Annotated in this window: 18 protein-coding genes; 5 read left to right on the plus strand and 13 right to left on the minus strand. The window is 46.5% G+C overall.

The genetic code is table 11. The features are described 5' to 3' along the window. The first annotated feature begins 77 nt into the window (after nucleotides 1-77). Complete coding sequence (locus AB0L18_RS10595) at nucleotides 78-1,808, plus strand: M3 family oligoendopeptidase (RefSeq protein ID WP_367392561.1); 1,731 nt, start codon at nucleotides 78-80, stop codon at nucleotides 1,806-1,808. Here AB0L18_RS10595 and AB0L18_RS10600 read toward each other — a convergent pair. Together AB0L18_RS10600 and AB0L18_RS10605 are read right to left on the minus strand one after the other, a co-directional pair. Further along, on the minus strand, nucleotides 1,805-2,545 hold the full coding sequence (locus AB0L18_RS10600; protein ID WP_367392562.1) for a hypothetical protein: 741 nt from the start codon (nucleotides 2,543-2,545) through the stop codon (nucleotides 1,805-1,807). The genes AB0L18_RS10595 and AB0L18_RS10600 overlap by 4 nt on opposite strands. A gap of 535 nt (nucleotides 2,546-3,080) precedes the next feature. Next, nucleotides 3,081-4,505 carry a hypothetical protein gene (locus AB0L18_RS10605; protein ID WP_367392563.1) on the minus strand — a complete coding sequence of 475 codons (1,425 nt, stop codon included), beginning with the start codon at nucleotides 4,503-4,505 and terminating at the stop codon, nucleotides 3,081-3,083. A 389-nt stretch (nucleotides 4,506-4,894) separates the two neighbouring features. Between AB0L18_RS10605 and trmB the strand changes: the two genes are divergently transcribed. Continuing rightward, nucleotides 4,895-5,587 carry a tRNA (guanosine(46)-N7)-methyltransferase TrmB gene (gene trmB / locus AB0L18_RS10610; protein ID WP_367392564.1) on the plus strand — a complete coding sequence of 231 codons (693 nt, stop codon included), beginning with the start codon at nucleotides 4,895-4,897 and terminating at the stop codon, nucleotides 5,585-5,587. 62 nt (nucleotides 5,588-5,649) lie between these two features. Here trmB and AB0L18_RS10615 read toward each other — a convergent pair whose 3' ends face one another. From AB0L18_RS10615 to AB0L18_RS10655, 9 genes are all read right to left on the minus strand, one after another. Continuing rightward, the gene (locus tag AB0L18_RS10615) at nucleotides 5,650-6,324 is read right to left on the minus strand and encodes a T9SS type A sorting domain-containing protein (RefSeq protein WP_367392565.1); all 675 of its coding nucleotides are present in this window, start codon (nucleotides 6,322-6,324) and stop codon (nucleotides 5,650-5,652) included. A gap of 137 nt (nucleotides 6,325-6,461) precedes the next feature. Beyond that, nucleotides 6,462-8,483 (minus strand): T9SS type A sorting domain-containing protein, encoded by a 2,022-nt coding sequence (locus AB0L18_RS10620; RefSeq protein ID WP_367392566.1) that lies wholly within the window; start codon nucleotides 8,481-8,483, stop codon nucleotides 6,462-6,464. 221 nt (nucleotides 8,484-8,704) lie between these two features. Continuing rightward, nucleotides 8,705-9,181: a gliding motility lipoprotein GldH gene (locus AB0L18_RS10625; protein ID WP_367392567.1), complete on the minus strand. Its 477-nt coding sequence runs from the start codon at nucleotides 9,179-9,181 to the stop codon at nucleotides 8,705-8,707. Between the two features lie 455 nt (nucleotides 9,182-9,636). Next, on the minus strand, nucleotides 9,637-10,800 hold the full coding sequence (gene dnaJ, locus AB0L18_RS10630; RefSeq protein WP_367392568.1) for a molecular chaperone DnaJ: 1,164 nt from the start codon (nucleotides 10,798-10,800) through the stop codon (nucleotides 9,637-9,639). 9 nt (nucleotides 10,801-10,809) lie between these two features. After that, the gene (locus AB0L18_RS10635; RefSeq protein WP_367392569.1) at nucleotides 10,810-11,376 is read right to left on the minus strand and encodes a nucleotide exchange factor GrpE; all 567 of its coding nucleotides are present in this window, start codon (nucleotides 11,374-11,376) and stop codon (nucleotides 10,810-10,812) included. 66 nt (nucleotides 11,377-11,442) lie between these two features. Continuing rightward, the gene (locus tag AB0L18_RS10640) at nucleotides 11,443-11,982 is read right to left on the minus strand and encodes a TlpA family protein disulfide reductase (protein ID WP_367392570.1); all 540 of its coding nucleotides are present in this window, start codon (nucleotides 11,980-11,982) and stop codon (nucleotides 11,443-11,445) included. Nucleotides 11,983-11,992: 10 nt separating this feature from the next. Continuing rightward, a complete protein-coding gene (xerD, locus tag AB0L18_RS10645; protein ID WP_367392571.1) occupies nucleotides 11,993-12,910 on the minus strand; it encodes a site-specific tyrosine recombinase XerD in 918 nt (305 codons plus the stop codon). A gap of 144 nt (nucleotides 12,911-13,054) precedes the next feature. Continuing rightward, nucleotides 13,055-14,257: an acetyl-CoA carboxylase biotin carboxylase subunit family protein gene (locus tag AB0L18_RS10650; protein WP_367392572.1), complete on the minus strand. Its 1,203-nt coding sequence runs from the start codon at nucleotides 14,255-14,257 to the stop codon at nucleotides 13,055-13,057. Nucleotides 14,258-14,463: 206 nt separating this feature from the next. Then, nucleotides 14,464-15,099, minus strand: a complete 636-nt coding sequence (locus AB0L18_RS10655; protein ID WP_367392573.1) for an O-methyltransferase — start codon at nucleotides 15,097-15,099, stop codon at nucleotides 14,464-14,466. A 382-nt stretch (nucleotides 15,100-15,481) separates the two neighbouring features. Here AB0L18_RS10655 and AB0L18_RS10660 point away from each other — a divergent pair, with 382 nt between their 5' ends. Further along, nucleotides 15,482-16,405 carry an SdiA-regulated domain-containing protein gene (locus AB0L18_RS10660; RefSeq protein ID WP_367392574.1) on the plus strand — a complete coding sequence of 308 codons (924 nt, stop codon included), beginning with the start codon at nucleotides 15,482-15,484 and terminating at the stop codon, nucleotides 16,403-16,405. 101 nt (nucleotides 16,406-16,506) lie between these two features. Next, on the plus strand, nucleotides 16,507-17,757 hold the full coding sequence (gene odhB / locus AB0L18_RS10665) for a 2-oxoglutarate dehydrogenase complex dihydrolipoyllysine-residue succinyltransferase (protein WP_367392575.1): 1,251 nt from the start codon (nucleotides 16,507-16,509) through the stop codon (nucleotides 17,755-17,757). Between the two features lie 57 nt (nucleotides 17,758-17,814). Here the strand turns inward: odhB and AB0L18_RS10670 are convergent, their stop codons facing one another. Together AB0L18_RS10670 and AB0L18_RS10675 are read right to left on the minus strand one after the other, a co-directional pair. Then, the gene (locus AB0L18_RS10670) at nucleotides 17,815-18,027 is read right to left on the minus strand and encodes an MbtH family protein (RefSeq protein WP_367392576.1); all 213 of its coding nucleotides are present in this window, start codon (nucleotides 18,025-18,027) and stop codon (nucleotides 17,815-17,817) included. Between the two features lie 190 nt (nucleotides 18,028-18,217). Beyond that, nucleotides 18,218-19,969: an alpha/beta hydrolase-fold protein gene (locus tag AB0L18_RS10675; protein WP_367392577.1), complete on the minus strand. Its 1,752-nt coding sequence runs from the start codon at nucleotides 19,967-19,969 to the stop codon at nucleotides 18,218-18,220. Between the two features lie 441 nt (nucleotides 19,970-20,410). Between AB0L18_RS10675 and AB0L18_RS10680 the strand changes: the two genes are divergently transcribed. After that, nucleotides 20,411-21,058, plus strand: a complete 648-nt coding sequence (locus AB0L18_RS10680; RefSeq protein ID WP_367392578.1) for a hypothetical protein — start codon at nucleotides 20,411-20,413, stop codon at nucleotides 21,056-21,058. The last annotated feature ends 326 nt before the right edge of the window (nucleotides 21,059-21,384 follow it).

The raw sequence follows: 21,384 nt of genomic DNA on the forward strand, positions 1-21,384 counted from the left end.
TTCTCACGCGGAGTGCCGTTGTTGTCAGTAGTTGAGTAGTGGTGGTTTTCACCATACCCGGACAACAAGTCATCTATATGAGAGCAACTGCACTGCCGCGATCCAAAGTGCGAGCCTATCTACCTGCTAGGTTCAAATTAACCGTTTGGGAGCGGTTGCAGCCATTTTACGAAGAGTTGCTGCAAAGGAAGTTATTTACCTTGGAAGACCTTGAGCTGTGGCTCCTGGATCGTAGTGAACTTGATGCTTTTGTTAGTGAATCCTTTGCTTGGCGATATATCAACATTTCCAGCGATAGCACGGATACTGCCGCTCAGGAGAGCTACCAGTATGCAATCAAGGAGTTGTCTCCTCGCATCTCTGATTACTCTCATCAGCTTAATTCAAAGCTGGTAAGTACTCCACTGATTAATCAACTTGATCCTACTCGTTACGGCATCTATCTGCGTGCTGTGAGAAACCTCGTCGATCTTTTCCGAGAAAAAAACATCGAACTAGAGACGGAAGTCCAATTGGATAGCAAAGTACACGGAAAAATTTTTTCCGAAATGACGGTGGGAATCAATGATGTGCAACTGACCCTACAAAAGGCCAGTGCCCTTCTAGAGGAACCTCGGCGGGAATACCGCGAAGAAATCTACCACAAGATCAACCGTCGTATTCTGGAAAATGCTGAAGATCTGGAAACGCTCTATGATAAGTTGTTAGAGAAACGGCATCAGATCGCTTTGAATGCTGGATTTGATAACTTCCGGGATTACCGTTTTCGAAAATTGGGCCGTTTTGATTATTCGTCGGAGGATTGTGTTGATTTTCACAATTCCATTCGTGACGAAATTCTCCCTTTGGTAGAACAACTCTACCTCCACCGGAAAAAGACGTTGAAAATTGATCAGTTGCGTCCTTGGGATTTGCATGTTGATCCGAGTGGGAAGCAACCTTTAAGGCCTTTCCAGAATATGGATGACCTCGTAAATAAAGCGACGAGTTGCTTGCAAAGGGTGCATCCGCAGTTTGGTGAAGTACTGACCCACATGCGAGAGCTGGGGCACCTGGATTTGGATTCTCGCCCGGGCAAGCGGCCAGGTGGCTATAACATGCCGCTTCTCCTCACTGGCGTACCCTTTATTTTTATGAATGCCAGTCGTTCACTAGGAGATATGCGGACGCTGCTCCACGAGTGTGGGCACGCTGTACATTCCTACCTTACCCGTGATCTTCCACTCAGCTTTACCCGCCGGGTGCCGTCGGAAGTAGCCGAGTTGGCAGCCATGAGTATGGAACTATTAACCATGGACCATTGGGATGTTTTCTTTTCTGAAAAAGAAGCTTTAAAAAGAGCCCGATTGCAACAATTGGAAACCGTCTTAAAGGTATTACCCTGGATTGCTACCATTGATAAATTCCAACACTGGGTATATACGCATCCTGGCCACAGTAGGGCCGAGCGTCAGGAGGTGTGGCTACAGTGCTTCAAGGAATTCAATTCTGCCTATATCGATCACGACGGCCTAGAAGAATACGCTGCCCATCTTTGGCACAAGCAACTCCATTTGTTTGAAGTCCCGTTTTATTATATTGAATATGGTATTGCTCAATTAGGAGCTATTGCTATTTGGAAGCAATATCGTACACATCCCGCACAGACGGTGGAAAAGTACCGTACAGCACTACGTTTGGGGTATACCCGTAATATTCGCGATATCTATCGCACGGCAGGTATATCCTTTGATTTCTCCAAAGGATACGTTCATCGGTTGGGGCAATTTATCAAGAGCGAAATTGATACGCTGCTAGAAGAAGATTAATCCCAAAGGGCTTTCAATGGACTGGTTTCATCTGTAAAAACAGGATAAGTAAGGTCTTTGATCGGCACATCCAATAACACTCCATCGTGTTGTTGGGCTATTTGTGGACCATTAGGGCCACCGCTCCAGTCTTCCCAGCTGAATTGTAATCCGCCAATTGGAATAATATTCACCCACATTTGCCAGGCTTTGGGTTTTCCCGACTCATCCAGCAACCATAAATAGCTATCGCCGGGCGTAACGCCACCGGAGCTGTAGTGTACCAGGAGGCCTTCTTCTCCGGCTTTGTTCGTGGCAATTTCTCTGCGGGTACCCGGATCAAAGGCTTTCATTGGCGCACACAACCAAAAACTGTCATTGGCAAACTGTGACCAGGCTTTATCCAATAGCTTTTGCTTGGTTACGGCATCTGTTACCAACTGTCCGTCAACGTAAGCAAGGCCCGTCCTGGTGGGGGTGTTCAGCAAAACTTTATTGTCGCCCCAAGTTACCACAACCGCATTCTTCTCTTTATCCCAAACGTAGCTGGTGCCAGAAAGGAATTTCCAGCTTACAAAACGGGTTTGGTCCCAGGCTGCTTTATTGACTGCCGCTTCCATCTTGCGCGCCAGTTCGTCGGCAGCAGCACCTGATTTACGTTGGGTAGGCATCGGTTCGTTGGCGATAAAGCCAGCAATAACACTTATAATAATCAATACGACTATTCCGAGTCCTAAAAACTTGAAAACCTTTTTCATTAGAGATCTTTAAGGGGGAGGTTGGAGAATTTTCCGGAAGCTTTTAAACCGAACCAGTGAAACGGTAATTTGTTTGAAGGCGAGACAATTTTCTTGTTTAGGACAAGAGAAAAGGGAGAGCACCCTGAAAAACTAGGTTTAAAAGTAATAGATGTGACATTTTCTTGACGAATTGCGTAAATCTTTTCTTTTAATACCTACGTTTTCTCTACATTGAACGCAGAATAAAGATGACTGCTTAAACAAAAAGAAAAAAACGCTGTTTTCTAGAAAAAATGTTGGTACATATTTTTTTATACCGTACATTTGCGAACGCGTTCAAATCTTCAAGAAACAATCACTGAAGTTTATCTTCAGTAAAGAAATAAAAGCCAGTTTTGGCTTGTAAAGATGTTAATAGGGTTTTAGGTGTTTATTTTGGGATCGGTACGATTGTACCGATCTTTTTTTGTTTACTAAAGCCCTAAAAACAGCTAGTGTATTTTCTCCTTTCTTTTCTGCTTTTTATCCCCGAAGTTAGGAAGTTGCTGTCTGCTTAATAGGTCAGACGTACCAGCTTTAGGCGGTTTCTGCGTTCACTAGGAATGACCAATTCGGTAGGGCTTATTTGAGTCGCGGCCCTAAAGCGCAGCCTCAGGTCCAGTTTGGTCGTGCTGAATAAACTGTTGCGGTCATACTCTCCCAAACCATTGATGACATACTCACTGACGGTATTCTCGTATCTGATCTCATCATTAAACAGAAAGCGTAATCGGCCCGGCGTTTCGAAGAGAAAATAACTGGAAAACATGCCATTATCATCCTGGCTATATTGCTTTTTGTGAAGAATGGTTTCCCAATGAAGCTGGCCATCGGGATGGATAGAGAGCACAAACACTTCTTCGTAGTAAAAATCGACCAAGTTTCTTTCGCTTGGGTCGTAGTAGACACGACTGGTTGTGCTCGTGCGCCGCTGGAGTTGCTTATTGCGCTCGGCAATAAGCAGCGCACCTCCGTCTCTACGCAATACGATTTCACGCACAGAAGCCTCATTCAATCCCTTGCTTTCTCGATAATCACGTCCCAGGAGGTTTTGTAAAAAATCTTCACTAAAGGGGGTGAATTTTATCAAGGGCTGATTAGCTGACTTAGGATTAACGCGCAGATAGAAAAATCCCATGGCACGCTCCGTATTGTTGTCTGCATACAATCCGGCAGCAATGATTTGGTTGTTGAGATTATCCGCTTCAAAAAACACATCATAGGAGAGGTATTCGTCCATTGGGATGTTGGTGGTAATGGGTTCTCCTGCTCCGTTATAGGTATAAACCTGGTAATAGTGTTCTTTGCGTCTAGACCTAAAGTTATCTTTCTGGAAGATAAAGTTGGCTTGCCCTCGATTGTCTACCAAAGCCTGAATAAAATCTCTGCTGTACAGAAAATCATCCAGGGTAAATTTGTGCTCCCAGAGCAATGATTGTGTCGGTAGATCAAAAGAGTAAGCATGGACGATATCCTGATTCTCTACGTAAAACACCAATAATTTTGAGCGATCTTCGGAGCGTATGAGTTCAAACCGAGGTGTGAAGAAGAGGTAACCCAGATTGATGAGCATAGAAGAATCTACCAAGTTGGCAGCAGGATCATAGCGATGGGCTTTGATGAGGGTATTCCCTTTTTGGCGGTAAGAATAAAGCAAAGTGAAATCTTCCTGGGTAGGCACAATCCCCAGAACCGTAGGCAGACGACGATCCAGGGTTAGTTCTTTTGACCAACTTTGCTTCATTTGAGCATTAAAGGCCTGAACTTCAAACTCAGTTTTACGATTCCTAAAAAGTAGAATTTGCTTGCCTAATTCGCCAATAACTTCGTAAGAGACATCTGAACTCAGGGGGATTTCTTCCGAAACAGTGAGCACTTGGCTCATCATGGTAGAGAAAGCGCAAGCGATAAAGGAAAGTAAAAGCATTATTTTTTTCATAGTCATTGAACTTTAAGCCTGGCAGAGATTGACCAAAATACAGTAATCTAAAAATAAAACGTAGGCTTTGCGGGATTAGTTGTTATTAATAGAGTTGTTCTGCTGGGACAAGTTTTGCTGCAAGCGAAAAATTTTATCCTGAGCTGCGTTAGATTTTTCGCCGAATTGCCCGCATTCGGCTGCAAAATCTGCCTTGCCCAGAATAAAATTTTAGCGCTTTCGCTAAAACAGCCCCCAGTAGAACAACTCTAATAAAGGCATGTACGGGTCTAATGCTACGCAATTTTGTAAATCACCTTACCTTTGTAGCTTCAATTGATAAAAATCCTTCACAGGTAGTTTTTGGTTGATTTACAACGTGATTGCTGCCCGGGAATTTAATACATAAGATGAGCAGGAGAAATAAGCTTCAGAAGTTTGCCGATATTCAACGTTTCCCCAATGTCTATGAGAATTTTCATTTCGACAACCCACAATTACTAGGAGAAGGAGGAGCCCCCGTAGAACGTGCCGGGAAATGGGCCAGTGATCATTTTAAAAACGATAAACCACTTACCCTGGAGCTAGCTTGCGGCCGGGGAGAGTACACCCTGGCTTTGGCAGAGATGTACCCTGAACGTAATTTTATTGGCGTAGATGTCAAAGGTGCGCGTATCTGGAAAGGTGCCCGTTATGCGCTCGAAAACGAGTTGCACAATGCCGCTTTTGTGCGAACCAGGATCGAGCAATTACACCACTTTTTTCATCCTGGCGAAGTGAGTGAAATTTGGATCACCTTCCCCGATCCCTTTTTGGAAAATGGTAAAGCTAATCGCCGCCTTACTAGCCCCCGATTTCTGGATAGCTACCGCAAAATGCTTCCGGATGGAGGCTTGGTTCATCTCAAGACCGATTCTCCTGAGTTGTATGAATACACCTTGTCGGTCATGGAAACCTATGAACACGCTACGCTTGAGCTGCACCAGGAGGATATTTACAGCAAGGAGTTGGTTATGCCAGAACTGGCTTTTAAGACCTACTACGAAAACCGCCACCTGCAGGATGGACTCACGATCAAGTACGTCAGGATACGGCTGAAATAAACGAAGAACGCCGCTTTTGATGCAATCAAAAGCGGCGTTCTTTTTGTGAATTCAAGTCGTGTTTACAGCTTGTTCATTAGTTTCGTAACCAACTGCTGTGCATCACGGTCTACCAGGCGAACCAGGTAAGTACCGGTAGGGAGGTCAGAAATATCGTACCACTGTCCATCATTGTAAGTGAATGACTTCACCTGACGACCAGTAAGGCTGAATACCTGCACACTGGCAATCTGCTTACCACCTTTAACCGAGAACAGTCCGTTAGAAGGGTTCGGGTAAACTTTGATGGTTTGGCGGCTGGCTTCTGTAGTACTAGAAGGTCCTGCGTTGAAATAATAAATATTAGAAGCAGTCAATTGATCATCAGCCATGTCTGTGATGACGATTTCTATGACTGCACTGCCATCAGTGTCGTTAGGATAGGCGTGTACGTCCATGGTGCCTGCTTCGTTGGGAGCAAGAATAAAATCTTCGGTTCCCGTTGCTGGGCCGTAGCAAAGATTTTTATCACAAACGGCGGTCCACCATTCTTCGGTTTTTTCAATTACATTGCGAGTCCAGACAAAGGTACGCTGAACATCAGCCGTATTGGTGACGGTTGAATGACCTATGCCTTCAAAATCACTAGCAGCAATATTGGAAACGATAACGGGACTTTCGCTGAACTCGATGTTTTGAGCTACCAAGATGGAGCTGGTGAAACAGAGTGCAAGTAGTAAGAGTATATTTTGCTTCATCGAATAGATATTTTTTCTTTCCTACAAAAGTAGTCTAAAAAACCAGACTGTCAAAAACAAAAATCCGTCGCGTCAGCTAGCTGACGCGACGGATAGGCTTGTGTCTTAAACACCGTCGTTTGGAGAACTAATGAAAATTAGTGCTGAACGATGAAACGGCGGCTCAATTCACGGTCTGCATTGAACATGCGCAAGAAGTACATGCCACTGCTCAATTGAGCTGCATCAATGTCAAGCTGATTACGACCAGCACCGTAGTTAGCAACACCCAGTTGCTGAACGCGCTGTCCGGTAGCGTTGAATACTTCCACTTGTAGTTGTGTAGCTTCAGAAAGCTCAAAGTTAACTTTCATCATGTCCTTCACTGGGTTAGGGAAGAGGCTGATTTCGGTTACTTCGGTCAACTCTTCCGTAGCAACAACGTCACTAACGTTGATATTGTCAAGGAACAAGTTGTTACCCCAAGCAGAGATAGCTTTGAACTGAACGTTGATCTGTTGACCAGCATAAGCGCTCAGGTCAATCGTTTCAGTAACCCAGTGGCTAGCAGATGGGATATAGAATGGTTCAGAAGCAGGAGCTGTATTCAAATCATTACCAGCAGCATCCCAAACGATATCGAAGGTAGCAGCACAGTCGGTAGAAACTAAAATTTGTAAACGGTCACCTGATACACCATCACCAGCGTAGCTTGCACTAGCACGGTCGAACATCAAAGCAGGTGTAACAGCGTTTGTCAAGTCAATCTTCTGGTAAGTCAAAGAAGCATCGTCAGCAGTAGGACCAGATGGGTTCCACTGGTAGAAGTTGATGAAGATAGAACGATCAGACAATCCGTAGCCACCGATAGGGCCACCATCACCACCAGCAGGTAGTTGGCCTGCATTGTAGACGATGAAAGAGTTGCCACCGAATTCTCCCAAAGGAATACCAGGCGTCACTAGGCCTGTTTCTGGGTAGATCGCATCGTAAGACTCATTGTCTTCCGCCAATTCAGTACCGATAGGCGTATCAGACAAAGAACCGTAAGAAACCGCAGCAGTGGAGTTGTTCAGACCATTGATGTCAACACCTTCACCATTGTTTACTTGAGAAATATCGAAAGTAAGTTCGTTGTTAGAGGCGGTCAAAACAATCTCTGAGAAAGTAAGGGTAGTCGTTTCACCTGGTGCCAAAGTTTCTGTGTACTCAATTGTGCCTACAACAGAACCATTGATCAAAGCGTCAACAGTAGCCTGGGTGATGTCAACAGAACCACCGTTTACGAATTCTACAGAAGGCGTAATGGTTGCACCACACAAGCCTTGTGGGGCAGCAGTAAGGTTGTTGCCAAAACCAGCATCAATTGCGTTAGCAATTTCCTGAGGAACAGTGATCCCAGCTTGGAATACTTCTGTAGTAGCGTGATCTTGTACAAAAGCAGCAACGCTCAGTTGGTTCAAACCATAGATATAGTCAGGAACTGCATCTGTAATGGTGAAATCCACAGACGCACCAGAAGGGATGGTCATTACCGCTGTACCATTTTCATCTGGATACATTTTACGCATTACGTTGGTGTATTCTGTTTCACCATTAGAACCAGGAGAAACAGGGAAGATAACTTCTTCTTCCAAAAGCACCACATGTAAGCGGCCGTCAGTCATGGTGAAATCATCAAGGCTTTCGTTGGTCAAGGTAACGTTAATGGTGATTTCCGTAGCGTCTTCATTGAGTTCGTGAGTCAGCGTCATGCTGATCGGAGAAGTCAATGCAGCTACATAATCAAGTACCGCTTGGTTGTAACCGTAAGGGCCACCTTCGTAACCACCACCAGCGATATCCCAATTGCCAGCACCACCAGCGTAGGCATCACCAGGAGCCGTACCGTTGATCCATGCAGTAGGTACACCATTAAGGCCGTAGTACTCACCACGGTTGTTGATTTCAGTCGGGTTTTGCTCCTGGAAAGGATCATAGCCAGGGAAGTACCACTGGTACTTGATAGAAACAACATTTTCTTCGTTAGCGTCCAACAATGCGTTGAAAGCAGGGTTTTGTGCAGCACAAGGTGCACAAGAAGCATTGGTCCATTCTTCGATAAGAACGGTACGAGCTACCTGTGCCGTTAAAAAGATAGGCGCACACGCAAGTGCGAGAAGTAGAAGTTTACGCATCATACATTAGATTGATGAAAGGAATATTTTCAATATTAGGTGACAAAGTTAATATTTAGTCGCTACTAGGACGTTTTCGCCAACACTAATTTTACTTTTGAGTAAGATAGCGGACAGAAAAAAAAGAAGATATGGAGAACATTTTTTGCCTCATATTTTGATCTGAGAAATTATCCCCTATGTAATGATCGTAAAATCAGTTGTTTGCTAAAAAGAATGCTGGCTTAGCGGGTAGCTTCAGTAGCCTCCAACGCAAAAAGAATAGACTTGATTTCAGGAAGTGGATCGCGGCGAGAATATTGATGAATACTCAATTGGTAGGTACCTGCCTGATTAAAATAAGCTCCTTCCTGGATGGGGATGTCTAAGGTGCAGATTTCTCCGCTGCAATCGCCAAGCCAAATCCCTCCTTTGGCTGCCAACTCCAGCGAAACTTGTTCCGTAAGTTGCTCTCCATTAGGAAACTGAGTGCTCACCTGCGCGTAGAAGTTTTGGTAAGAAAAGTAAGTCGTATGTGCTACGATCAAGTGGAGGTTGTAAATAGTATTGGTATCTTGAATTTCAAAGGTAGCCAACAAGCTATCTTGGTAAGACCAACCATCTTCCGGAATTTCTAGCGTTTGCTGATATACATAATTGGGCCCGCAAGCGGAAAAACCAAGTAACGCAAGAAAAGGCAACAGATAGGTAAGACGGTTCATGTAAGTTAGGATTTAAGAGACTGTTGTGGGCTAGAACGTAAAATTTGGAGAGGTAAGTACCTGGCTAAGCAACGTGAAAAACTTATGTGCTGATAGGTCTTCTTCGACCTGGCCAAAGTCTGTATAGGGATACAGGCTGCTTCGCGTCTTTAGGGTAGAGGTTGAAAGGCCGATGCTCGTTAATTCCCAACATCAGTCTAGTATTCATGACCCACCCTCTATCTCCCTCCCTGGTATATGGAGGGAGGACTTTGAATACGTAAAAAGTTGATCTCGATGATTTTGCAACAATTTGAAGACCATGACTTAGTAGTTTGTGAAAGCCCCTCACCTACTAGGGAGGGGTTGGGGTGGGTCATGAATGTAAGCCAAATTAAATCAAAACCAGCTAGATTGGGCCCTCTACGCTCTACCTCAAGAGGCGATGCCATCGCCCCGCATCCCTCTACCAGCACTTACCCCTTAAAGTAATCACGCATCCGGTCGAAAAAGCCGCGATCGCTTTTACCTGGCTGAGGATGGAAGTTCTCTTTGCTTCGCAGGCTTTCCATCATCTGCTTCTCTTCTTCCGTCAGTTTTTTGGGTGTCCAAACATTCACGTGGATCAGTTGGTCACCCTGGCCATAGTCTTGAACATTGCTCAAGCCTTTGCCTTTGAGGCGGAAGATTTTTCCAGACTGGGTGCCTGGTGGAATTTTGATCTTTACTCGTCCGTCAATTGTCGGCACTTCTACAGAGGTACCCAAGGCTGCATCGGCAAAGTTGAGGTAGAGATCATGGATAAGGTTCATGCCGTCTCTTTGCAGATCATCATGGGGTTTCTCCTCGATATTGATCAACAAATCTCCGGCGGGGCCACCCATGCGGCCAGCATTACCTTTGCCGCGCATGCTTAGTTGCATCCCAGCTTCTACACCTGCGGGAATTGGAATTTCAATGGTTTCTTCGGCGTACATCCGGCCGTCACCTTTGCATTTGGTACAACGGTCCTTGATGGTTTGCCCACTACCGCTACAGGTCGGACAAGTCGTGGTCGTTTGCATCTGCCCCAAAATGGTAGAGCGCACCTGGCGTACCATGCCCGATCCGCGGCAAGTGTTACAAGTAGCTACGGAGGAGCTGTCTTTAGCGCCACTGCCACCACATTGGTCACAGCCGACCTGCTTCTTGACTTTTATTTTTTTGGTAACGCCTTTGGCAATTTCCTCCAAGGTCAAAGAAACCTTGATGCGCAGGTTGCTACCTGCCTCACCGCGGCCACGGGTAGACGTTCGGCCACCTCCGAAGAAAGAACCGAATGGTCCTCCTGTTTCTCCGAAAATATCACCGAACTGAGAGAAAATGTCATCCATGGTCATCCCGCCACCAGCAAAACCGCCGCCACCAGCACCCTGGCCGACTCCGGCATGGCCAAAGCGATCGTAACGGGCACGCTTGTCCTCATCGCTGAGGATTTCGTAGGCTTCCGCCGCTTCTTTGAATTTTTCTTCCGCCTCTTTATTATCAGGATTCTTGTCGGGGTGATACTGAATAGCCAACTTGCGGTAGGCCTTCTTAATCGCTGTAGCATCAGCGGATTTATCTACCCCCAGAATCTCATAAAAATCTCTCTTTGCCATCTTGATGTATTATTTGCCGGTAACTACTTTTGCATGACGAATTATCTTCCCTTTCAAGGTGTAGCCACGCTCGATAGTATCGACAACTTTCCCTTTCATGTCTTCTGTAGGAGCAGGGATTTCTGTTATTGCGGAGTGCAATTCAGGATCAAAATCAAGCCCGGTGCTTTCCATGGGCTCCAGCCCTCGTTGCTTGAGGATGGAAAATAGTTTGTGATAAACCAATTCGATCCCTTCCTGAAAGGCAGGTGAGTTTTTTTGCTCATCAGAAAGGTTTTGGGCCCTGTCAAAATCGTCCAAAACAGGCAGTAATGCTGTCATGGTGTCGCGGGCTGCGGTATTCATCAAATCCATCCGCTCACGAATATTGCGCTTCTTGAAGTTGTCAAATTCCGCCATGAGGCGTAAATACTTGTCACGCAATTCGTCTCGCTCTTGCATCAGCTTTGCTTCGTTATCTTGCTCATTGCTTTGATTATCAGTAGTTTCTGCTTGTTCCTGGTCCGTGTTTTCGGCCATAGCATTAGCGTCGTTCAACTGTTCGTCAAGCGTTTCTTTATCTGGTTGCTTACTCATTGAGTTTCGAAGTTTTTTAAACATCATATTAGATGTAGCAATTACTTTGCCAAGCCTGTAAGTACGTCATTTTGACAGCCGTTGCTCCAGTAAACGTGACATTTGTTCGGCAGTCATATTTACCCCGATGATCTGCCCCTTGGGATCAATAAAGTAGGAGGTAGGAACTTCGGTGATGCCGTACAGGCTGGAAATGGTGCCGTTGAAAAACTTCAGACTGGTGGAATGGTCCATGATATGGTAAGGCCAGTTCAGTTGATCTCTCAAGATCGCTTGCTCCCACCGATTGCTGTCTTTTTCTACCCCGATATTAAGGACGATTAGCCCATCACCATCCGTGAAGGACCGGTCGCGGTAAGCATTGTACAAGGCGACAATACTAGGGTTCTGGGCTCTACACGGGCCGCACCAGCTGCCCCAAAAGTCGAGTAAAACATACTTTCCTGCCAGGTCGCTGAGCGCAAAGGCGCTGCCATCGCGAAGCTGGGCCGTAAAAGCTGGTGCAGGTTTGCCATTGGTATACTTGGGTTGGAAGTAAAAATAGCGGCCAATGTAAAACGCTGCTATTAACAACAAGGTGATGAGCCATCCATATTTCTTGATCATAAAATTGTTTTTATTTATCAACAGGCCGATTGCGAGGATGAAACTGCAAGATGGTTTCCCGCAAAAAATCGGAGTCCAAGTGAGTATATATTTCAGTTGTCAGGATTGATTCGTGCCCTAGCATATCTTGAACCGCTCGCAGATCAGCTCCTCCTTCAATAAGATGCGTGGCGAAGGAGTGGCGAAAGGTATGCGGACTGACATTTTTTTCGATACCTGCTTCTTCGGCGCATTTTTTTACAATATTAAAAACCATGATGCGGCTAAGGCTGCCTCCCCGGCGGTTGAGAAAAACAAGGTGCCGAGCATCGGGTTTGATATTCTGGAGGTGGCGACGTACGCCATCCAGGTAAAACCGGAGATGCTTGAGGGCTTCTTCTCCAACGGGGACGAGACGTTCCTTGTCTCCTTTTCCAATGATTTTCAGAAATCCCATCTCCCAATAGATATGTCGTAAGGGAAGTTGGGTCAATTCGCTTACCCTTAGCCCACTGGCGTAAAGGATTTCCAGCATGGCCCGGTTGCGCAACCCGTGGTCGGTACTTAAATCAATCGTAGACAACATCGCCTGGATCTCCTCGTAGGTAAGCACTTCAGGGATATAACGCCCCAATTTCGGACCTTCAAGCAATTCGGTAGGGTCTTTTTCCAGTATTTCTTCGGTTTGCAAATAAGTATAAAAGGTCTTGATCCCGGAAAGAATCCGTGCTTGGGAGCGCACGCCGAGTTCAAGCGCATTGAGCCATTCGAGGAAGTTTTCCAGCTGTTGCTGGGTTATTTTGCGAGGCGGCGTTTCGTCACCATGCAATTCCAAAAAGGTGACCAGCTTACGAACATCTCGCTCGTAAGCCGCAATACTGTGAGGAGATAGTGCCTTCTCCAGGCGGAGAAAAGCCTTAAATCCGCGAATGGTTATTTCCCAGATCATCAATAGCTATTAGAGCTAAAATAAGGTGCGCCAATTTGTTTTAAGGTTTAGTAAGAAAAAGAACACAACCTCCATCTTGTCGGTTGCTTATCTTTTTTTACTAAACCCAAATTGGATCACCTTATTTTTATACGCTCACTAGATTTAATCAGCAGGCTTATCGGGCGGTGGCGCACTGGCGTGAAATTCATGGAAAACCCGCTCGGCGTAGCTATCCAAAAGTTCAGTCACTCGCTCGCGACTGCTCGACTGTACGATAAAACCAACGTGGTGCGGCTTGTTGATGCGCCAGACAATTTCGGGGTCTTGAAAACCACTCGTGTCCGGATGCTCATAACGCGCCAAAGAAATAAGAATACCAGCGTGGTCTTTGCGTACCGTAGGCAATTGGTAAGGTTCTTCCTTGGCGACAGCCGTTTCCAATTTGGCCCATTCTGCCCAGAGGTTAATGCCGGAGGCGTATTCTACCATTTCGGCAAGGTGTGCCCCGCCCACGCGGGAGGAAGTCTCCAGAAAGTAAAAATGGCCATCCGCGTGGGAGCGGATAAACTCGGTATGGCTGGCACTGAATTTCATACCGAAAGCTTTCATCACCTCACTGGTAAGTTTGCGCAAACCTTCGTCTTCAACACCCTTGTAGGGAACCGTTTGGGAGCGAAAAATTCCCCCACCGTGGGCTACTTCAAAAGGCGTGTTCAGGTATTTAGATACCTGGCAAAAGGCTATTTCGCCTTCGTTGGAGATGACGTCCACATGGTAAACATCACCGGGGAGGAATTGCTCTACGAGGTAGTTGTTTCGTTTTTCTCCCAACTCATTCACCACCTTCCAAAGGTCTTCCGCGGAATGTACTTTTTTAATGCCCAGGGAACTGGCTTCCGCGCGTGGTTTGACGACCCAGGGAGGTGCTACCGTCGCCGCGTAATGGTTGATGTCTTCGTTGTTGAACAAGGCCGAAAAGGGAGGCACAGGAATACCCGCATCACGTGCTTTTATACGCATGGCCAGCTTGTCGCGGAAATAGCGAGCAGTCGTTTGTCCCATACCCGGGATTCGGAACTCTTCGCGCAAGTAAGCTGCTTTTTCAACATCAAAGTCATCCAGTGCTACAATGCGATCAATTTTATTTTCCCGCAAAAGCCAAGCGACGCCATTACGCATCTCTTCGTAGTTCTTTGGCGTATTGGCATCATCTTCCAGATAGAAAATGTCGGCTAATGATGCTTTTGGCCAGGGGCTGTGCTCTAGCGATTTTTTGGTCAACAGGTAGACGGTGTTTCCGGCAGCAGCGCAGGCTTCCAGAAAGCGGGTACCTTTGAAATAAAAAGAAATACAAAGAAAGGTCATAGCGAAAGGGGTTTGACAAGGAAGGAAAGATAGTTGATATTCCTGGAATTAGCCAAACTTCCTAGGAAGGAAAATTTAGTTCTAGTGGATCAGCCAGTAAGTATCGTTGCATTAAGTCGACGACTTGGGTGTAATAGGACTTGCTGGCTGATTCACTAGGCTGGACATTGTATGAAAGTGCGTAGAAAGATGCGATCCACTTCGCGTCATTTCCGCTGCGCCATCAGTAAGCCGTCGCGCAAAGGAAGGATCAAATTATGGAATCGCTCGTCGGCGAGTACTTTCTTGTTGAAGGCGTCAAGCGTTTGGGTGTCTTGGTCGGTCGCTCCACTTACCACTTTGCCACTCCATAAGACATTGTCGGCCATGATAATACCACCTGGGTTGATACGATCAGCGATGGCATCAAAGTAATGGTCGTACTCCCGTTTGTTGGCATCGAGGAAAACCAGGTCGAAATTGCCTGGGATCGTAGGAACGATGACTTTAGCGTCGCCTTGATGAACGGTTACTTTTTTATCCAGGCCTGCTGCCAGGAGGTGCTTGTGGATAAGATAGACGATTTCGGGGTTACCTTCAATGGTGTGCAGATGCCCTCCGTCGGGTAATCCTTCTGCCAGGCAATGGGCGCCGTAGCCGGTGAAGGTGCCGATTTCAAGTATCTGTTGAGGTTGCATGATACGGCTCAGCATGGCCAAAAAACGCCCTTGAAGAGCACCAGATAGCATTTTGGGGGCCAGGGTCTTGAGGTTGGTTTCTCGTTCTAGTGCGAGAAGTGTTGCCGGCGGAGGGGAGGAGTGACGCTGGCAATATTCGTGAATTGCGCTTATCCATTGGTTCATAGCGCAAAGATAATTCTGAGAACGGGTTTATTACTGCGTATTGCGAAAAAAACGGGTAATTACCCAGCGATAAATAAGTGTAATAATTATTATAGTAAGCATGATGTTTTGCTGGCTAGAAAGAGAAATTTGTTCTTGGGAAAATGTTATAGTCTGCCTTGGAGGACTATATATAAATGTTTGACGATGATAGAACGTATGAAGTCACTAAAATGTTAGCGTTTTAAAACGTTAAAGTGGGAATATTGTTATATTTCCAAACATTAATTCTCTCATTCAATTCGTACTAATAGATCGTTTTTTTCGTTTAATACGAAGTGCTTGAAAGTTAAGCGACAGTTCGCCGCTAACCTCAAACTTTCCTGCAAAATACCCAGAGTAGATGACCCGCAAGTACTTTTTTACGCTTTTTGTCTTTTATCTTTCCATCAATATCAGCTTCGGTCAGGAGCACCACAATCATGGTGATCCTTATGATTGGAACACTCCTGCTCAAAGTTTTACTTTGGATGGAAGGTTGGCCGAAATTTCAGGTCTTTCTGTTGAACCAACGGATAATTACTTGTTGGCAGTGCAGGATGAGTTGGGAGAACTCTTCGTTTTGGACAAAACAAATGGGCGGATCGTGCAGCAAATCCCTTTCTGGAAAGAAGGGGATTACGAAGGAATAGAACAGGTGGGCAATACCATCTATGTCGTGAAAAATACAGGAACGATTTACGAGGTTTCGCAGGCCGGCACCAACGAACAGACGGTAGAAAAATACAATGGCTTTCTGACCGGCGACAACGATATCGAGGGTCTGAGCTATTGGCCACAACGGCACCAACTTCTGCTAGCTTGCAAAGCACAACCAGGAGGAGAGCTGGATCCTAATCGATACAAAGCCATTTACGCTTTCGATTTAACGACAAAAACCTTTGCCCCTGAACCATTGATACTACTAGACCGGGAAGCAGTAGGAGCTTATTTGAAGCAATGCAAGCCTGGCCCCGATCACCACAAGCTTTGTGATATTTTTGATCCAGAAAAAGCGGATTTTGACTTGAGCCCCGCAGCATTGGCTGTTCATCCCCTTACGGGAAACTTCTACCTCACCTCTTCCAAAGGCAATCTCTTACTGGTGATCAATAATGCGGGAGAAATTTTGCACATTGATAAGTTGCCCAAAGAACTGCATCGCCAACCCGAAGGCCTTTGTTTTGATGCGGCTGGTAACCTTTACATTGCCAATGAGCAAAAAAAAGACAGCCCTCCCGTAATTCATTATTATCTTTACGATCCAAATCGCACTTCGGAACGTTAATAAGGGCAGGATACCTAGTGCTGTAAATTTATCAGGGCTAGATTTTGTATTCTCAGCCAAAGGCCGCAAGTTTGCGCATTAATTAGACTGACTTCCACCACATGAGTATCGTAGAAATGAAAGTCCCCGTTATTGGGGAGTCCATCACCGAAGTAACCCTCTCTCAATGGCTTAAAGCCGACGGAGCATACGTTGCACTTGACGAACCCATCTGTGAGTTCGAATCCGATAAAGCTACCCTGGAATTTCCAGCGGAAGCTGCTGGTAAATTGATCCACGTTGCCGCCGAAGAGGATGACCTCGAAATCGGTGCACTGGTAGCTCGTATTGATACAAGTGTAAGCCCCGAAGGCGGTGATAGCGGTGCTGCGCCTGCAAAAGAAGAAGCAGCTCCTGCGGCAAAAGAGGAAAAGAAAGCAGCAGCTCCTGCACCTGCGGAAGCCTCTAATTCCTACGCTAAGGGCCATCCCAGCCCCGCCGCAAATAAAATCCTGGCGGAGAAAAACATCTCCCCTGAAAACGTTTCAGGTACTGGTCGCGACGGCAGAATCACCAAAGCTGATGCTGAAAAAGCTACTGCACCAGCACCCGCAGCACCCAAAGCGGCATCTGATGCTAGTACACCGGCACCAGCTCCGCGCGCTGATTTTAGCCGCGAGGAGTCGCGCAAGAAAATGAGCCGGATGCGGCGCACCATCGCTACGCGTCTGACCAAGGCCAAGAATGAAACGGCTATGTTGACGACCTTCAATGAGGTTGATCTTACCAATATAATGGCTTTACGCAAGCAGGTACAAGATAAATTTGTGGAGAAGTATGGCGTAAAATTGGGCTTCATGTCCTTGTTCGCCAAAGCTTGTGCTAAAGCACTGATGGAAAAACCTGACGTGAACGCCTTCATCGACGACAACGAGCTGGTATACCACGATTATGCCGATATCTCTATCGCCATCTCTACCCCTAATGGCCTGGTAGTACCTCCCATCAAGAACGTAGAGTCGCTGAGTTTTGCTGAAATCGAACTCGAAATTAAGCGCCTGGCTGGTCGCGCCCGCAACGGTGAGCTGACTTTGGAAGAAATGCAGGGAGGAACTTTTGCCATTACCAATGGTGGGGTCTTCGGTTCGCTGCTAAGTACACCTATCCTGAATACACCTCAGTCGGCAATTTTAGGGATGCACGGCATCTTCAACCGCCCGATGGCTATCAACGGAGAAGTGAAAATTCGCCCAATGATGTACCTCGCGTTGTCTTATGATCACCGCGTGATTGACGGCAGCACCTCGGTGACCTTCCTCGTGCGGGTAAAAGAGCTGCTGGAAGATCCTAATTTGCTGTTGATGGATCTTTAGGAGATTCCTTCAAACAGATGGCAAAGGGCCGAGTGTAGTTGTTACACTCGGCCCTTTTTATTCCTCCATTTTGTTCCGCAAACTCAAAGGCCGCATATCTGTCCAAACCTGTTCAATGTAGTCAAGGCATTCTTGTTTTGTGCCACTTTTTCCAACATTATTCCAACCGAGTGGGTTGTCTCGGTCAGCCGGCCAAATGGAGTACTGCTCTTCGTGGTTAATCACGACTTTGTAGATGGTGTTGTCTTCTTCTTCGTCTTCCCAGCCCATAATATCGATATTTTGAAGTGAGTAATAGTACTCAAAGTTAGGGAATTATATCGGCGCAGAACACTTGTTCCTTACAAGATATTTTACTGTCTTTGCACCCCCGCACAAACCAACAATCAACCAACAACAATCAACCATTTTTACACCATCCAACCATCCATCCATCCAACAAACCATCTAACCAACCGCCCTAATACCTCCAAGACCGCACGTCCGCCCCTTGTGGCGCAATCTTTGGTAAATCTTCCTTCACCCATTTGGGGATAAACATCTGGTGGTAACGTAGGCGACTGATGGCATTGGGCCGGGTGTGATCACCATTCCAGCAGTGTTCCGCCCGGTCGCCGTAGTCTACTTCACCGTCGTAGTAGGGAGCGGTGGTTTCTTCGAGGATTTCTTCGGCCAGGTACACCGCATTGTTGAGGTAGTAGTTGTCCATGTCGCCGCAGTAGAGGTGGATTTTTCCGGTGAGTTTTGGCCCCAGTGTTGCCCAATCCCGCTTCATAATGTAGGCGAGGTCGTAGTTTTCTTTCCAGAATTCGGCCACCTTAGGGTTGATTTCGCCAGTGACTTTATCCCAGATGCGTTGGGGGTAACCGTCTTCTCCTACTGGGCTGTAAACGGCTTCCCAGATGTCGAACTGCTGCCCCGAGCGGCTGTGGGTGCCTAGTACCAGTTCGCGCTGGTTCATTTCCGGCATAGTACTCTGCACATTACCGAGGTAATCACGGTGAGCGGGTACGGCCGTCTTCTTGTATTTACTTTCCAGAAAGTAAGCGTTTTTGTCTTCATAGATATTGGTCAAACAAAAAGCCCTGAAATCAATGGGGTCCGGACAGGAAGCGTAGCAGGTGCCATAATCATCGGGATAGAGTACCTGCGCGGCCAGCGCTTCCCAGCCGCCGGTCGATCCGCCGTATAGAAAGCGCGCCCAGCCTTCACCAATGCCGCGAAATTGCTCCTCTATATAGGGTATCAACTCTTTGGTGATTGCATCCCCGTAAGGCCCCAGGTTTTCGGAATTGACCGCGTAGCTATCGTCATAATAAGGGTTGGCGTGCTGAATTTCGATGGCCAAAACACGGGGGAAATAATCGCTTGTCCAGGACTGATAAAAAGCGTATTGCTCTTGTTCTACGATGTGGTTGTAACAATCAAGCTTAAAACGTTCGCTGTATTCACAGGGCGTAGTCGTATCCGGAGGGGTGGTACGCCAGCCGCCAAAATCGGCAGGAAAATGCCCGTGCATGATCGCCAGCGGGTACTTCACATCGGGGTGTTCCGCCCAACCTTTAGGCAGGAGTACGTGGGCGCCGAGGTACATGTCACGCCCCCAGAATTCACTCAGCAGCTCCGAACGGATTTTGATGTGCTTGATCCATTCGGTGTCTTCTGGAGGTGTGATCTCGGCAATGGCCTGATCAAAAGCCAGTTGGTAAGTCTTGCCTGCGGTAATGCTCAACTTCTGGGGTGTACTCAAAAGATTGCCAGGAGCCAGGTTCCACTGTTGGCCCTCGCCGCGATCCATGGGCAGCTTTACGGTGTGGCCATCACTGCGGGTAAAAGTTTCGTACTTGTGGAGCAATACCTGTACACGATAATCTCCTGCTGGAATATCTGTCAGGTCAGCCAGCGGATAGCCAGGAGTATCGGGTGCAAAAGTGATGGTGCTGCCAGGCCTCCAGCCTTCTATATCCATTCCAAAGGCCAGTTGGGTTTCCGGGCCATCGGAAATTTGAAACCTGGGTTCTCCTTCTTCGGCGGTAGAGAGCATCACTAAGAGGCGTCCATCCAGCGCTTGGTCGGCCAACTCTCCAGGCAGGGTAATTTCGAAGGTGGGTACTGTAGGGGAACTAAGCTCTGTAGATGTATTGTTATTGGTACAACTCCAATGGCCAAAGGCCAGGGCGATCATTAGGGTGATAATATAAGGCTTTTGCATGGCGTTGTTATTTTGATGTGCTGGTAAATTTTCTGTTTCCAAGATAAGGCAGATTTGTGTCTTTGTATTGCGCAGAAAATAAACTGCGATTTTTCTAAAGTTTTTCAAATAGTTAAAACGCCTGTCCGGCTGGCCAGACGGGCTTGAAATGAAGCGCTTATTCAACTATTATGAAAAACAAAATCGCTTTTTATTTTCGTGCTGTTCCTTTTTTACCATATAAACCCCAGTGATTCCTAAAAGAAACCATGTGACTATGTTGTTAATACCTACATCCCCTCTCTAGAAAAGTGACATTTGCTTTGTTCTTATTTGATTGTAATCAATAAAGTTACATTGTGTATTTTTAACATTTTTTAGTTGACATAATCAAAAAAATAACGTATTTTGAAAACGATTTGAGAAAACACACAGCGGCTTGACGCAAAATACCTGCTCCCTATGATCAATTTTCTTAAAAAGCTTTTTGAAAACGATTCCTCCGAAGAGGAAGGAAGCGAAACGTACGCTATTCGCTTTTCAGGCATCAAGACCTGTGACAACTTTGGGCGAGCGCTTTCCAGTTATGTAAAACAATTTCCTTCTTCCGAGTTAAACACAGTGCTGCCAGCGATCTATGAATTGGGCTGCAGCTCTCACCCTGTAGACGATTGGCACCAGTTCAAGAAGTTTGCACATTGGCCCCAGCACGATCAAAGCCTCCGCAATATCCTCGATGATTGGTGGCATGTACTCCAAACGGTCATCACTCAGGCGAGGCATACTTCTCGGAGTGGGCACATGGTATCGGCTGATTGTTGTCCACTTTTGCGTTATCATTTACCTTTGGCGCGAGGCATTGTTTGGCTTCAAATTCACCACCAAGGCAAGCGGATGATGCCCGATTTGCTACCTTTTATGGTCGATTGCCTGGCGCAGTATCCTTATTGTCCGGAAATCACCCAGCAGCTGGCCCAAAGCACGGCCAACATGCTCGTCAAGGAAGACTATTTCCCTCAGTGGCAGCAAAGAATCGCTTTTCAATATCCAGAACTCATGCGCGGCCGGATTGGCCAAAGGATGAAGCAGGGGATGCGGCGGGCTTCGTAGGGGAGGAATGAAAAGAAAGGTTACAAAACCCCTTAGCTTAATTTTACTGCGTAGGTCCCGACGTAGGCAAGGCCAACGGCGAATAAGTCAAATAATTTGTCATGAATTTTTGAGCTGCCACTTCGAAGAGCTCAACTCGAAGCCAGCTTCGTCCTCCGTTTGGGCGGAGGTGGGCTATTGATAATGAGCGTATTCGCTAGTAGATACGGTTATCCCCCTCCGTCCTGTCGGACACCTCCCGAGGGGAGGACAGGATAATGCTTAGGCTATGATCAAGCTTTGATTTGAGGGAGAGCGCTACAAATTGGGTGGTAGGGTGAGATGAT

This window comes from Lewinella sp. LCG006 (assembly GCF_040784935.1).
Taxonomy (GTDB): Bacteria; Bacteroidota; Bacteroidia; order Chitinophagales; family Saprospiraceae; genus Lewinella.

Excerpts from the sequence above, each read along its gene's own strand:
- AB0L18_RS10680 (WP_367392578.1), top strand. The coding sequence starts at position 20,411 with ATGATCAATTTTCTTAAAAAGCTTTTTGAAAACGATTCCTCCGAAGAG.
- AB0L18_RS10605 (WP_367392563.1), bottom strand. The coding sequence starts at position 4,505 with ATGAAAAAAATAATGCTTTTACTTTCCTTTATCGCTTGCGCTTTCTCT.
- odhB (WP_367392575.1), top strand. The coding sequence starts at position 16,507 with ATGAGTATCGTAGAAATGAAAGTCCCCGTTATTGGGGAGTCCATCACC.
- AB0L18_RS10655 (WP_367392573.1), bottom strand. The coding sequence starts at position 15,099 with ATGAACCAATGGATAAGCGCAATTCACGAATATTGCCAGCGTCACTCC.
- AB0L18_RS10620 (WP_367392566.1), bottom strand. The coding sequence starts at position 8,483 with ATGATGCGTAAACTTCTACTTCTCGCACTTGCGTGTGCGCCTATCTTT.
- AB0L18_RS10675 (WP_367392577.1), bottom strand. The coding sequence starts at position 19,969 with ATGCAAAAGCCTTATATTATCACCCTAATGATCGCCCTGGCCTTTGGC.
- AB0L18_RS10635 (WP_367392569.1), bottom strand. The coding sequence starts at position 11,376 with ATGAGTAAGCAACCAGATAAAGAAACGCTTGACGAACAGTTGAACGAC.
- AB0L18_RS10670 (WP_367392576.1), bottom strand. The coding sequence starts at position 18,027 with ATGGGCTGGGAAGACGAAGAAGAAGACAACACCATCTACAAAGTCGTG.
- dnaJ (WP_367392568.1), bottom strand. The coding sequence starts at position 10,800 with ATGGCAAAGAGAGATTTTTATGAGATTCTGGGGGTAGATAAATCCGCT.
- AB0L18_RS10640 (WP_367392570.1), bottom strand. The coding sequence starts at position 11,982 with ATGATCAAGAAATATGGATGGCTCATCACCTTGTTGTTAATAGCAGCG.
- AB0L18_RS10615 (WP_367392565.1), bottom strand. The coding sequence starts at position 6,324 with ATGAAGCAAAATATACTCTTACTACTTGCACTCTGTTTCACCAGCTCC.
- xerD (WP_367392571.1), bottom strand. The coding sequence starts at position 12,910 with ATGATCTGGGAAATAACCATTCGCGGATTTAAGGCTTTTCTCCGCCTG.
- AB0L18_RS10595 (WP_367392561.1), top strand. The coding sequence starts at position 78 with ATGAGAGCAACTGCACTGCCGCGATCCAAAGTGCGAGCCTATCTACCT.
- trmB (WP_367392564.1), top strand. The coding sequence starts at position 4,895 with ATGAGCAGGAGAAATAAGCTTCAGAAGTTTGCCGATATTCAACGTTTC.
- AB0L18_RS10650 (WP_367392572.1), bottom strand. The coding sequence starts at position 14,257 with ATGACCTTTCTTTGTATTTCTTTTTATTTCAAAGGTACCCGCTTTCTG.
- AB0L18_RS10625 (WP_367392567.1), bottom strand. The coding sequence starts at position 9,181 with ATGAACCGTCTTACCTATCTGTTGCCTTTTCTTGCGTTACTTGGTTTT.
- AB0L18_RS10600 (WP_367392562.1), bottom strand. The coding sequence starts at position 2,545 with ATGAAAAAGGTTTTCAAGTTTTTAGGACTCGGAATAGTCGTATTGATT.
- AB0L18_RS10660 (WP_367392574.1), top strand. The coding sequence starts at position 15,482 with ATGACCCGCAAGTACTTTTTTACGCTTTTTGTCTTTTATCTTTCCATC.